This window comes from Cellulosimicrobium sp. SL-1 (assembly GCF_011033075.1).
Lineage (GTDB): Bacteria > Actinomycetota > Actinomycetes > Actinomycetales > Cellulomonadaceae > Cellulosimicrobium > Cellulosimicrobium funkei.
The window spans coordinates 23,633-35,873 of the sequence record NZ_JAACJC010000009.1 but is presented as its reverse complement, the minus strand read 5'-3'; the positions used below and the strand labels follow the sequence as shown (position 1 = coordinate 35,873).

At 73.0% G+C, this 12,241-nt stretch carries 14 protein-coding genes; all 14 read left to right on the top strand.

All coding sequences use genetic code 11. From position 1 onward, the window contains the following. Nucleotides 1-51 precede the first annotated feature (51 nt). The 14 genes from atpB to GWJ10_RS14455 all read left to right on the top strand — a co-directional run bounded on the left by atpB (nucleotide 52) and on the right by GWJ10_RS14455 (nucleotide 12,144). Entirely contained in the window at nucleotides 52-846 is a 795-nt protein-coding gene (gene atpB, locus GWJ10_RS14520) for a F0F1 ATP synthase subunit A (protein ID WP_021482770.1), read from the top strand. A 104-nt stretch (nucleotides 847-950) separates the two neighbouring features. Further along, complete coding sequence (locus GWJ10_RS14515; RefSeq protein ID WP_021482769.1) at nucleotides 951-1,181, top strand: ATP synthase F0 subunit C; 231 nt, start codon at nucleotides 951-953, stop codon at nucleotides 1,179-1,181. Continuing rightward, complete coding sequence (locus GWJ10_RS14510) at nucleotides 1,181-1,789, top strand: F0F1 ATP synthase subunit B (protein ID WP_061268775.1); 609 nt, start codon at nucleotides 1,181-1,183, stop codon at nucleotides 1,787-1,789. Before GWJ10_RS14515 ends, GWJ10_RS14510 begins: the two co-directional genes overlap by 1 nt. Then, nucleotides 1,789-2,604, top strand: a complete 816-nt coding sequence (locus tag GWJ10_RS14505) for a F0F1 ATP synthase subunit delta (RefSeq protein ID WP_043655661.1) — start codon at nucleotides 1,789-1,791, stop codon at nucleotides 2,602-2,604. The genes GWJ10_RS14510 and GWJ10_RS14505 overlap by 1 nt, the downstream gene beginning before the upstream one ends. Nucleotides 2,605-2,713: 109 nt before the next feature. Beyond that, complete coding sequence (gene atpA / locus GWJ10_RS14500) at nucleotides 2,714-4,345, top strand: F0F1 ATP synthase subunit alpha (protein ID WP_034653508.1); 1,632 nt, start codon at nucleotides 2,714-2,716, stop codon at nucleotides 4,343-4,345. 2 nt (nucleotides 4,346-4,347) lie between these two features. Further along, a complete protein-coding gene (locus GWJ10_RS14495) occupies nucleotides 4,348-5,244 on the top strand; it encodes a F0F1 ATP synthase subunit gamma (RefSeq protein WP_021480884.1) in 897 nt (298 codons plus the stop codon). A 91-nt stretch (nucleotides 5,245-5,335) separates the two neighbouring features. Then, the gene (gene atpD, locus GWJ10_RS14490; protein ID WP_021480886.1) at nucleotides 5,336-6,817 is read left to right on the top strand and encodes a F0F1 ATP synthase subunit beta; all 1,482 of its coding nucleotides are present in this window, start codon (nucleotides 5,336-5,338) and stop codon (nucleotides 6,815-6,817) included. 133 nt (nucleotides 6,818-6,950) lie between these two features. Continuing rightward, nucleotides 6,951-7,217 carry a F0F1 ATP synthase subunit epsilon gene (locus tag GWJ10_RS14485; RefSeq protein WP_021480887.1) on the top strand — a complete coding sequence of 89 codons (267 nt, stop codon included), beginning with the start codon at nucleotides 6,951-6,953 and terminating at the stop codon, nucleotides 7,215-7,217. A 13-nt stretch (nucleotides 7,218-7,230) separates the two neighbouring features. Then, nucleotides 7,231-7,647 carry a DUF2550 domain-containing protein gene (locus GWJ10_RS14480; protein WP_034653511.1) on the top strand — a complete coding sequence of 139 codons (417 nt, stop codon included), beginning with the start codon at nucleotides 7,231-7,233 and terminating at the stop codon, nucleotides 7,645-7,647. Between the two features lie 63 nt (nucleotides 7,648-7,710). Continuing rightward, nucleotides 7,711-8,406 (top strand): endonuclease NucS, encoded by a 696-nt coding sequence (gene nucS / locus GWJ10_RS14475; RefSeq protein WP_021480889.1) that lies wholly within the window; start codon nucleotides 7,711-7,713, stop codon nucleotides 8,404-8,406. Between the two features lie 218 nt (nucleotides 8,407-8,624). After that, entirely contained in the window at nucleotides 8,625-9,314 is a 690-nt protein-coding gene (locus GWJ10_RS14470) for a TetR family transcriptional regulator (protein ID WP_163188252.1), read from the top strand. Beyond that, nucleotides 9,311-10,297, top strand: coding sequence for a YndJ family transporter (locus tag GWJ10_RS14465; RefSeq protein WP_163188250.1), 987 nt, complete (start codon nucleotides 9,311-9,313; stop codon nucleotides 10,295-10,297). Before GWJ10_RS14470 ends, GWJ10_RS14465 begins: the two co-directional genes overlap by 4 nt. After that, nucleotides 10,294-10,815 (top strand): DUF1990 domain-containing protein, encoded by a 522-nt coding sequence (locus GWJ10_RS14460; protein ID WP_163188248.1) that lies wholly within the window; start codon nucleotides 10,294-10,296, stop codon nucleotides 10,813-10,815. The genes GWJ10_RS14465 and GWJ10_RS14460 overlap by 4 nt, the downstream gene beginning before the upstream one ends. Before the next feature lie 48 nt (nucleotides 10,816-10,863). After that, entirely contained in the window at nucleotides 10,864-12,144 is a 1,281-nt protein-coding gene (locus GWJ10_RS14455; RefSeq protein ID WP_163188246.1) for an amidohydrolase family protein, read from the top strand. Nucleotides 12,145-12,241 lie beyond the last annotated feature (97 nt).

The following is a 12,241-nucleotide window of genomic DNA, read 5'->3' as shown; positions in this document are numbered from 1 at the left end:
CCCGGACCACACGACCATTGGGAGTCCACCCTGTCCACGCTTGCGACCCCCGTGCTCCTCGCTGCATCCGAGAGCGAAGGTGGCTTCCACGCGCCGTCCATCGCCGACTTCTTCCCGCCGGCGATCCTCTTCGAGGGCACCATCTTCCAGATCGACCGGATCTGGATCGTCCGGATCGTGGCCACGATCGTCCTTCTCGCGATCTTCGTCGTCGCCGCGCGTCGGGCGCGCCTGGTCCCCGGGCGCTTCCAGAACGCGATCGAGATGATGCTGGACTTCGTCCGGGTCCAGATCGTCGAGGAGATCATGGGCAAGGAGCACGCCAAGCGCTTCGTGCCGATGATCACGACGATCTTCTTCGCGGTCCTCGCCTTCAACCTCACGGGCATCATCCCCGGCCTCAACATGGCCGGTACCGCCCGCATGGGCCTGCCCTTCCTGCTCGCGCTGTGGGTGCTCGTCACCTACTGGGCCGTGGGCATCAAGGCGCACGGCCTCGGCGGCTACCTCAAGAACAGCCTCTTCCCCCCGGGGATCCCGGCGCCGATCTACCTGATCGTCACCCCGATCGAGCTGCTCCAGATCCTCATCATCCGGCCGGCCTCGCTCGCGATCCGTCTCGTCGCGAACATGGTCGCCGGCCACATCATGCTGGTCCTGTGCTTCGCCGCGACGCAGTACTTCGTCTTCGAGGCGGTCCCCGCGATGAAGGCCTTCGGCGTCCTGACGCTCGCCGGCGGGCTGATCTTCACGCTCTTCGAGCTCCTCGTCGCGGCCCTGCAGGCCTACATCTTCGCGCTCCTCGCGTCGGTGTACCTGAACATCGCGCTCGAAGAGGAGCACTGACCCGAGGCCGCACCGCGCGCCCCGACCGACCCTCTCCCACCACGCACCACTCAATGTGACGCCCGGCCGACCGGTCGGGCGCCCAACGGAAGGAACGAGCACACGTGGACGTCACCACCCTCGCCGAGGTCTCCGGCAGCATCAACACGATCGGCTACGGCATCGCCGCGATCGGCCCGGGCATCGGCCTCGGCATCCTCATCGGCAAGACCGTCGAGGGCATGGCCCGCCAGCCTGAGGTCGCCGGCCAGCTCCGCGCCACCATGTTCCTCGGTGTCGCGTTCGTCGAGCTGCTCGCGCTGCTCGGGCTCGTCGCCGGCTTCCTCTTCCAGTGATGACGGCGCTGGCTGACGCCGCGCTGACCCTCGCGGCGGAGTCCGGCGAGGAGCCGGCAGGCATCGACCTGTTCCTCCCCGCCGGCTACGACATCCTGTGGTCGGCCGTCGTCCTCGTCATCATCGCGGTCGTCTTCTACAAGGCGGTCCTGCCGAAGTTCCAGGCGGTACTGGACGAGCGCACCGCGAAGATCGAGGGCGGTCTGGCCAAGGCGGAGTCCGCCCAGGCCGAGGCCGCGGCGGCGCTGGCGGAGTACCACCAGCAGCTCCAGGAGGCACGCACCGAGGCGGCGAAGATCCGTGAGGAGGCGCGCGCCGAGGGCTCGGCGATCGTCTCCGACCTGCGGGCCAAGGCGTCCGACGACGCCGCGCGCATCGTCGAGACGGCGCACCGCCAGATCGAGGCCGAGCGCCAGCAGGCCGCGGTCTCGCTGCGCAACGACGTCGGTCTGCTCGCGACGGAGCTCGCCTCCAAGATCGTGGGCGAGTCGCTCGCCGACTCGGCACGCCAGAGCCGTGTCGTCGACCGCTTCCTCGACGAGCTCGAGGCCGCGGGTCCCGCGGCGGCGAGCGCGGCGGGCACCGGTCCCGGCACCGAGGAGCGCTGATGCGCGGAACGAGCGGCGAGTCCCTGACGCAGGCGCGGGACCGGTTCGAGCCGGTCCTGCGCTCGGCGGGCGAGAGCGCGCTCGCGCTCGGCGAGCAGCTCTTCGCGGTCACGGCGGCGCTCGACGAGTCGGCGCCGCTGCGGCGCTCGCTCGCGGACCCGTCCCGCTCCGGTGCGGACAAGGCGGCGCTGGTCACGGCCGTCCTCGCGTCGGGCTTCGACGAGCGCGTCGTCGACCTCATGGCCGGCCTCGTCCGGTCGCGATGGTCGCGCGAGAGCGACCTCGCGGACGCGACCGAGCGCCTCGGCCTGGAGGCGGTCCTCGCGTCCGCCCAGTCCCGTGGTGCGCTCGAGCAGGTCGAGGACGAGCTCTTCCGGACGTCGCGCGCGCTCGTCGGGCAGCGCGAGGCACGGCAGATCCTCTCCGACGACACGATCGACCCCGAGCGTCGCGCCGCCTTCGTGCACGCGCTGCTCGGCGGGAAGGCCGACCGTGCGACCGAGGTGCTCGCGGTCCACGCGACGCGCGCGCTGCGCGGGCGCCGGTTCGTCCCGACGCTGGGCTGGATCGGTGAGGTCGCGGCCGAGCGTCGGCAGCGGCTCGTCGCCTCCGTGACGTCGGCGACGGTGCTCACGCAGGCACAGCTCGACCGCCTCTCGGCGCTGCTCGAGCGGGCCTACGGGCGTGCCGTGCAGCTCAACGTCACGGTCGACCCCGCCGTCCTCGGCGGGATGCGCGTCCAGGTCGGTGCCGACGTCGTGGACTCCACGGTGCTGGCCCGGCTGGCCGACGCGCGCCGACGTCTCGTGAGCTGACCGGCCCACCCTTCCGACCGACGACCGTCCTGCCGGCCACCGGCCGCACAACCGACAAACGTTCGACCGCACCCGAACCACGAGGTGCGGCCACGACAGGAGAAGAGCAATGGCTGAGCTGACGATCCGGCCGGAGGAGATCCGGGCCGCTCTGGACAGCTTCGTGAAGTCCTACGAGCCCGAGGGCGCCGTGTCCGAGGAGGTGGGCCGGGTCACCCTGGCCGCCGACGGCATCGCCCAGGTCGAGGGTCTCCCGGGCGCGATGGCCAACGAGCTGCTGCGCTTCGAGGACGGGACCCTCGGTCTCGCCCTCAACCTCGACGTCCGCGAGATCGGTGTCGTCGTGCTCGGCGAGTTCACCGGCATCGAGGAGGGGCAGGAGGTCCGTCGCACGGGCGAGGTCCTCTCCGTCCCGGTCGGTGACGGCTACCTCGGTCGCGTCGTCGACCCGCTGGGCAACCCGATCGACGGTCTCGGCGAGGTCGCGACGGAGGGCCGCCGCGCCCTCGAGCTCCAGGCGCCCGGCGTCATGGCGCGCAAGTCGGTCCACGAGCCCCTCCAGACGGGCCTCAAGGCGATCGACTCGATGATCCCGATCGGCCGCGGTCAGCGTCAGCTGATCATCGGCGACCGCCAGACGGGCAAGACGGCGATCGCGATCGACACGATCATCAACCAGAAGGCGAACTGGGAGTCGGGCGACCCGACCAAGCAGGTCCGCTGCATCTACGTCGCCATCGGCCAGAAGGGCTCGACGATCGCGTCGGTCCGCGGTGCCCTCGAGGAGGCCGGCGCGCTCGAGTACACGACGATCGTCGCGGCCCCGGCGTCCGACCCGGCGGGCTTCAAGTACCTCGCCCCCTACACCGGCTCGGCCATCGGCCAGCACTGGATGTACGGCGGCAAGCACGTCCTCATCGTGTTCGACGACCTGTCGAAGCAGGCCGAGGCGTACCGCGCCGTGTCGCTGCTGCTGCGCCGCCCGCCGGGCCGCGAGGCGTACCCCGGTGACGTCTTCTACCTGCACTCCCGCCTCCTCGAGCGTTGCGCGAAGCTCTCGGACGAGCTGGGCGCGGGCTCGATGACGGGTCTGCCGGTCATCGAGACGAAGGCGAACGACGTCTCGGCGTACATCCCGACGAACGTCATCTCCATCACGGACGGGCAGATCTTCCTCCAGTCCGACCTCTTCAACGCGGACCAGCGTCCGGCCGTCGACGTCGGCATCTCGGTGTCCCGCGTCGGTGGTGACGCCCAGGTCAAGGCGATGAAGAAGGTCTCGGGCACGCTGAAGCTCGAGCTCGCGCAGTACCGCTCGCTCGAGGCGTTCGCGATGTTCGCGTCCGACCTCGACGCGGCGTCGCGCGGCCAGCTCCAGCGGGGTGCGGTCCTCATGGAGCTGCTCAAGCAGGGCCAGTACTCGCCGTTCCCGGTCGAGGAGCAGGTCGCGTCGATCTGGGCCGGCACCAAGGGCAAGCTCGACGACGTCCCCGTCGAGGACGTGCGCCGCTTCGAGTCCGAGATGCTCGACCACCTGCGCCGCAACACGGACGTCTTCTCGACGATCGTCGAGACGGGCAAGCTCGAGGACGCGACCGAGGCGCAGCTCTCGGAGGCGGTCGACGCCTTCCGTGCCGGCTTCCTCAAGGGTGACGGCACGCCGCTCGTCGGCGGCGACACCGAGGACGAGACCGAGACGGAGATCGAGCAGGAGCAGATCGTCCGGCAGAAGAGGGCCTGAGCATGGCCGGATCCCAGCGCGTCTACAAGCAGCGGATCAAGTCGACGCAGTCGCTCAAGAAGATGTTCCGCGCGCAGGAGCTCATCGCCGCGTCGCGCATCGGCAAGGCCCGCGACCGCACCGCGGCCGCGGCGCCGTACGCCCGGGCGATCACCCGGGCGGTGTCGGCCGTCGCGACGCACACGACGACGCAGCACCCGCTGACGAGCGAGCGCACGGACACCAACCGTGTCGCGGTGCTCGTCGTCGCGTCCGACCGCGGCATGGCCGGCGCCTACTCGGCGTCGATCATCCGCGAGACGGAGCGCCTCGTGGAGCGGCTCGCCGCCGAGGGCAAGGAGGTCGCGCTCTACGCGGCCGGCCGTCGGGCGATCCAGTACTACACGTTCCGCGGGCGCGAGCTCGCGGGCACGTGGTCGTACGGGTCGGACGCCCCGAACGCGGAGGTCGCGGGCGAGATCGCCGAGACCCTGCTCGGTGCGTTCCTCGCGCCGGCCGCCGAGGGCGGCGTGAGCGAGCTGCACATCGTCTACACGCAGTTCGTCAACATGGTCACGCAGCGCCCCCGCGTCGTGCGGATGCTCCCGCTCGAGGTCGTCGAGGGCGTCGCCCCCGCCGGCAAGCACGACGTGCTCCCGCTGTACGACTTCGAGCCCTCGCCGGAGGCGGTGCTCGACGCGCTGCTCCCGCGCTACGTCCGCAGCCGGATCTTCAGCTGCCTCCTCGAGGCGGCGGCGTCCGAGCTCGCGGCGCGGCAGCGGGCGATGCACACCGCGACGGACAACGCGGAGGACCTCATCCGCAACTACACGCGGCTCGCGAACCAGGCGCGCCAGGCGGACATCACCCAGGAGATCAGCGAGATCGTCTCGGGTGCCGACGCCCTGGCGGCGTCATGACGGGCCGCGCGGCCCGCGCGGCCAGCACCATCACCGACATCCTGACCGAACCCGCCGGGGACCACTCCGGCACTGCGAAGCGAGGCCAGCAATGACCGCCACCACCGTGGAAGCACAGGTCGAGCACTCCAGCGGTCCCGGCGTGGGCCGAGTCGCTCGTGTGATCGGCCCCGTCGTGGACATCGAGTTCCCGGCGGACGCCATCCCCGACATCTACAACGCGCTGACCGTCGACATCGACCTGTCGTCGCAGGGCGAGGGCGAGAAGTCGTTCACGCTCACGCTCGAGGTCGCCCAGCACCTGGGCGACTCGCTCATCCGTGCGATCGCCCTCAAGCCGACGGACGGCCTCGTCCGCGGCGCGCAGGTCACCGACACGGGCGCCCCGATCAGCGTCCCCGTCGGCGACGTCACCAAGGGCAAGGTCTTCAACGTCACGGGCGACGTCCTCAACGCCGAGCCCGGCGAGACGATCGAGATCACCGAGCGCTGGCCGATCCACCGCAAGCCCCCGGCGTTCGACCAGCTCGAGTCGAAGACCACGATGTTCGAGACGGGCATCAAGGTCATCGACCTCCTCACCCCGTACGTGCAGGGCGGGAAGATCGGCCTCTTCGGTGGTGCGGGCGTCGGCAAGACGGTCCTCATCCAGGAGATGATCCAGCGCGTCGCGCAGGACCACGGCGGTGTCTCGGTGTTCGCCGGCGTCGGTGAGCGCACGCGTGAGGGCAACGACCTCATCCACGAGATGGAGGACGCGGGCGTCTTCGACAAGACCGCCCTCGTCTTCGGCCAGATGGACGAGCCCCCGGGCACGCGTCTTCGCGTCGCGCTCTCCGCGCTGACCATGGCGGAGTACTTCCGCGACGTGAAGAAGCAGGACGTCCTCCTGTTCATCGACAACATCTTCCGCTTCACGCAGGCGGGTTCCGAGGTGTCGACGCTGCTCGGGCGCATGCCGTCCGCGGTCGGCTACCAGCCGAACCTCGCCGACGAGATGGGTCTGCTCCAGGAGCGCATCACCTCGACGCGTGGTCACTCGATCACGTCGCTCCAGGCGATCTACGTCCCGGCGGACGACTACACCGACCCGGCGCCGGCGACGACGTTCGCGCACCTCGACGCGACGACCGAGCTCTCCCGCGAGATCGCCTCGCGCGGTCTGTACCCCGCGGTGGACCCGCTCGCCTCGACGAGCCGCATCCTCGACCCGCGCTACGTGGGCCAGGAGCACTACGACGTCGCGACGCGCGTGAAGTCGATCCTGCAGCGCAACAAGGAGCTCCAGGACATCATCGCGATCCTCGGTGTGGACGAGCTCTCGGAGGAGGACAAGACGGTCGTCGCGCGTGCGCGCCGCATCCAGCAGTTCCTCTCCCAGAACACCTACATGGCCGAGAAGTTCACCGGCGTCGTGGGCTCGACGGTCCCGCTGAGCGAGACCATCGAGGCGTTCAAGAAGATCGCCGACGGCGAGTTCGACCACATCTCCGAGCAGGCCTTCTACAACATCGGTGGCCTCGAGGACCTCGAGCGCAACTGGGCCCGCATCCAGAAGGAGTACGGCGCCTGACCCGACGCTCGCACGGGGCCGGGCCGTACGGGTCCGGCCCCGTGGGCGTCGCTCCCGACCCGGTCCGCCGTACGCGGACCGGGCGTCGTCCCGGACAGCACACCGGGCATGAACCGCCCATGAAGGAGTTCCCGTGGCACAGCTGAACGTCGACCTCGTGGCGGCGGACCGCAAGATCTGGTCGGGCCGCGCGCAGCGGGTCACGGCCCCCGCGGCGGACGGCGAGATCGGCATCCTCGCGGACCACTCGCCGCTGCTCTCCGTGCTGCAGGAGGGCTCGGTACGCATCGCGGGCGAGGGGGAGTCCCTCGAGGTCCGCGTCTCCGGCGGGTTCCTCTCCGTCGACTCGAACCAGGTCACGATCGTGGCGGACTCCGTCGAGTCCGTACCGGCCCGCTGACCTCCGCCCGACCATGACGCCCCTGGCCTGGATCGCGCTCGGACTGCTCGTCCTCGTCCTTGTCGCGATCGGGCTGGGGGTGTGGCGTCTGCGCGCCCTGTCGCACCGCGTCGGCTCGTTCGAGTGCGGCGCGCGGCGCGCGGGCGCCCCCGGGGCCCCCTGGGTCGCGGGCATCGCGCACTACGGCGTCGGCCGCATCGACTGGTGGCGGCTGTGGTCCGTGTCGCTGCGGCCCGCCCGTACCTGGTCCCGCTACGACCTCGTCATCGCGGGCCGTGAGCCGCTCGCCGGCGAGGCGTCCGACACCTACCTCGTCCGCTGCCGCTACCGCGGCCAGGACTTCGAGCTCACGATGTCGCGGGCCGCCTACGAGGGCCTCGCCTCCTGGCTGGAGGCCGCGCCTCCGGGGCGGCGCGACGTCGTCGTCTGAGGCGTCGCCCGGGGGCAGACGCCGTGACCGGACCGCCCACCACCGACCCGGAGGACCCGCCACATGCGCCTCGTCGTCGCCCGCTGCTCCGCCCGCTACACGGGCCGCCTGTCCGCCCACCTGCCGCTCGCGACGCGCGTGCTCATCGTCAAGGCCGACGGGAGCGTGCTGCTGCACTCGGACGGCGGGTCGTACAAGCCGCTGAACTGGATGAGCCCGCCGTGCTCGCTCGCGGTGCGCGCGCCCTCCGACGAGGCGCGCGAGCGCGGCGTCACGGAGGTCTGGGCCGTCCAGCACGCGAAGAGCGACGACCGGCTGGAGATCGAGCTGCACGAGGTGCAGCACGACAGCTCGCACGAGCTCGGCGTCGACCCGGGGCTCGTCAAGGACGGCGTCGAGGCGCACCTCCAGGAGATGCTGGCCGCGCAGATCGAGCTGCTCGGCTCGGGCCACACCCTCGTGCGCCGCGAGTACCCGACGGCGATCGGTCCCGTCGACATCCTCGCCAAGGACCCGCTCGGCGCGACGGTCGCGGTCGAGATCAAGCGCCGGGGCGACATCGACGGCGTCGAGCAGCTCACGCGCTACCTCGAGCTGCTCAACCGCGACCCGTTGCTCGCGCCCGTGCGCGGCGTGTTCGCCGCGCAGGAGATCAAGCCGCAGGCGCGCGTGCTCGCGACGGACCGCGGCATCGGCTGCCTCGTGCTCGACTACGACGCGATGCGCGGCGTCGACGACGTCGACTCGCGTCTCTTCTGACGCCCGTCCCACCGCCGAGCAGGCGGTCGTGGTCCGTCCCGACCCCCGGACGAGCCACCACCGCCTGTTCGTCCCGCCAGGACGGCCTGCTCGGCGGCTGACAGCAGCAGCTGGCCTCTCGGAGCGCGCCGTCAGCGCACCGCGGCCCGGTCCTGCACCGCACAGGACGGGATCGTGCCGTGGTAGTTTTTGAACATGTTCAAAAAGAGCCCTGACGCATGAGCGCGACGCCGAAGTCCGAGCGGACCCGCGCGCACCTGCGCGACGTCGCGATCCGGATGCTGCGCGACGTCGGCTACGAGCGCACGACGATGCGCGCCGTCGCGGCGGAGGCGGGCGTGAGCACGGGGAACGCGTACTACCACTTCCCGTCCAAGGGCGCGCTCGTCCAGGAGCTCTACCTCGACGTGCAGCGCGAGCACGCCGCGCTCGCCGCCCCGGTCCTCGCGGCGGGCGGGTCGCTCGCCGACCGGCTGCGCGGCGTGTGGGGCGCGGCGATCGACGCGTTCGCCCCCTTCCACGCGTTCGGCGCGGAGTTCGTCTCGGTCGCGATCCGTCCGGGCTCCGACGCGAGCCCGTTCTCGGCCGCGTCGACCGACGCGCGCGACCTCTCGCGCGGTCTCTTCGAGGAGGTCGTGGCGGGGACGTCGTCGCGCGTCCCGGCGCACCTCCGGGCGCGCCTGCCGGAGCTGCTCTGGCTGGCGCAGCTCGGCATCACGCTCTTCTGGGTCTACGACTCCTCGCCGGGGTTCGCGCGCACGCGCCGCCTCGTCGACGGCGGTGCGGCGCTCGTCGGCAACCTCGTCCGGCTGGCACGCCTCCCGGTCGCCCGCGGCGTGGTCGACGACGCCCTGCGCCTCGTCCAGGACGTCTCGGCGCCGGCCCCGAGCCGCGAGGCGTCGTCGTGAGCCCGGCGGGGGAGGCGGTCGTCGAGCTGCTCGTGGCGCTCGGCGCGGTGGTCGTGCTCCCGCTCGGCCTCCGGCTCCTCGGGCCGCAGGTCGTCCCGGCGCCGCGCAGCGCCGCGTGGCCGCTCGCCGGCGCCGCCGCCGTCGTGAGCCTCCTGCTGCCGCACAGCCGGCTGGCCGTCGTGCTGACGCTGCCCTTCGTCCTCGCGTCCGCCGTCCTGCTCGGGGCGGGCGTCCGCCTCGCCGTGCGCACGCTGCGCGACGTTACGATTCCCGCCCGCCCGGGGCGCGCGCACGCCGTCGGGCCCGGTGCCGACCTGGGCGACGTGGCGCCGCGCGTCGACCTCGCGAGCCGGCTCGCGACCGTGACCGCCCTCGTGCTGCCTGCGGTCGGGGCGAGCGCGCTCGTCGCCGAGCGCGCGGGGTGGGGTCTGCTCGGGTTCTCGGGCACGTACCTCGCCCTCACGGTGCCGCACATGCTCTACGCGGGCTTCGGAGCGGCGCTCGTCGCCGGCGCGGTCGCGCGGCTCGCCCCGGGCGACCGGCTCGCGACGGCGGGCGCGTGGGGCGTCCCGGCCGGGACGGCGCTCGTCCTCGTCGGGTACTTCGTGGACGACGTCGCCGAGCTCGTCGGGGCGGTCGTCCTCACGCTCGCGCTGTGGGCGACGGCGGCCGCCGTCGTGCGGTGGCTCGCGCGCCCCGGCGGGCGACCGGCCGCGGCCCGCGCGCTGCTCGGCACGGCGGCCGTCGTCGTGAGCGCGTCGATGGTGCTCGCGCTGTGGTGGGCGGGGGGCGAGGCCTTCGGGTTCGCCCACCCGAGCCTCGACGTCATGGCCGCGACGCACGGGGTCGGGAACGCGCTCGGCTTCGTGCTGTGCGCGCTGCTCGGCGTCCGGCTGCTCGCGCGCGACGGCGCGACCCCGTCCCCGGCAGGGGATCCGGACCCGACGAGCCCCCGCCCGGGGGCCGAGAGGAGCACGGCATGACGTTCACCTACCTCGAGGTCGGGGCGACGCGCACGGACCGCTGGCCCAGCGGGTACCGGCACCTGCACGTGCGGCGCCGCCTCACCGACCGAGCCCGGCCGCCCGAGGACCTCGCCCGGCTGGGCGAGCAGCTCCTCAGGTGGCAGGTGCACGCCGCGGCGCGCGTGCGGCTCGAGACGGACGCCCCGGTCGCCGCCCCGGGCGTGCGGGTCACGACCCTGCTGGGCGTCGGGCGCCTGCGGCTGCACGAGCCGTGCGAGGTCGTGTGGGTCGAGCGCACCGAGCGACGCGTGGGCTTCGCCTACGGGACGCTCCCGGGCCACGCTTTCGTGGGGGAGGAGCGGTTCGCCGTCGAGCGCGACGACGCCGGGGACCTGTGGTGGCGCATCGACGTCTTCAGTCGCCCCGTGCTGTGGTGGGTGCGGCCGTTCTCGTTCGCCGTGCCGACGTTCCAGCGGCTGTTCGCGCTGCACCTCGGACGGGGCGCGCGACGGCTCCTCGAGGCGTCCGACGGCTGACCCGAGAGGTTTGCACGCCGGGTGTACGAAGTGCGCCAGAATGGCCCCATGACCGACGCCGTCCGCAGCCCCCGTCCCGACCAGAAGCCTGGCACCACGCGCGTCCTCGCGGGCCGCGTCGTCACCCCGGACGGGGTGCTCGACGACGGCGTCGTGGCCGTCCGCGACGGACGGGTCGCGTGGGTCGGCCCGCGCGCGGAGGCGGCGGCCGCAGGGTTCCCCGACGCGCCCGCCGGGGACGGGGCGACCCTGCTCCCGGGCCTGGTGGACGTGCACGACCACGGCGGCGGCGGGTCGAGCTTCCCCGACGCGACGAGCGCGGCCGAGGCGCTCGGCGGGGCGCGCGAGCACCTGCGGCACGGCACCACGAGCCTCGTCGCGTCGCTCGTGACCGCGCCGCGTGACGTCCTGCTCGCCCGCGCGGCGACGCTCGCCGACCTCGCGGAGGCGGGCGAGATTGTCGGCATCCACCTCGAGGGCCCGTTCCTCTCGGAGGTGCGGTGCGGCGCCCAGAACCCGCACGACATGCTCGACGGCGACCCGGGGCTCGTCCGGGAGATCGCCGCCGCGGCGCGCGGGCACCTGCGCACCATGACGGTCGCGCCCGAGGTGCCGGGCGTCGTCGGGCCCGGGGGAGTGATCGAGACGCTCGTCGAGGTCGGCGCCGTGCCGTCGATCGGGCACACGGACGCGACCACCGAGCAGACCGAGGCGGCGATCGCCGCGGGCGTCGCGGCCTTCGCCGCGGCGGGACGGCCGGGCGCGCGGCTGACCGCGACGCACCTGTTCAACGGGATGCGCCCGCTGCACCACCGCGAGCCGGGGCCCGTGGCCGCGTGCCTCGCGGCGGCCGCGCGCGGCGAGATGGTCGTCGAGCTCGTCGCCGACGGCACCCACCTCGCGCACGGCACCATCCGCAGCGTCGTCGAGCTCGTCGGCCCGCACGTGGGGGCGGACGGCGCGGTCGCCGGGCCCGACGCCGTCGCGCTCGTCACGGACGCGATGGCCGCGGCGGGCATGGCCGACGGCGCGTACGAGCTCGGCCCGATGCGCGTCACCGTCGCGGACGGCGTCGCGCGACTCACCGAGGGCGGCTCCATCGCCGGCGGCACGTACCACCTGCTCGACGTCGTGCGCGAGACGGTCGAGGCGGGCGTGCCGCTCGTCGACGCGGTCCGCGCGGCGTCGTGGACGCCGGCCGGGGTGCTCGGCCTCGACGACCGCGGCGGGCTGGTCGCGGGGCTGCGTGCCGACGTCGTCGTGACGGACGGCGACCTGCGCGTGCGCGAGGTGCTGCGCGGCGGGGAGAGCGTCGACCTCTCCGCCTGACCTCGGGCCCGCCGGGGACCGATCGAGCCGCCGGGCGGTGCTGCCGCCTGGCGGCTCGATCGCGTCCGGACGTCCTCGCAGGTCGGGGCGCCCGCGG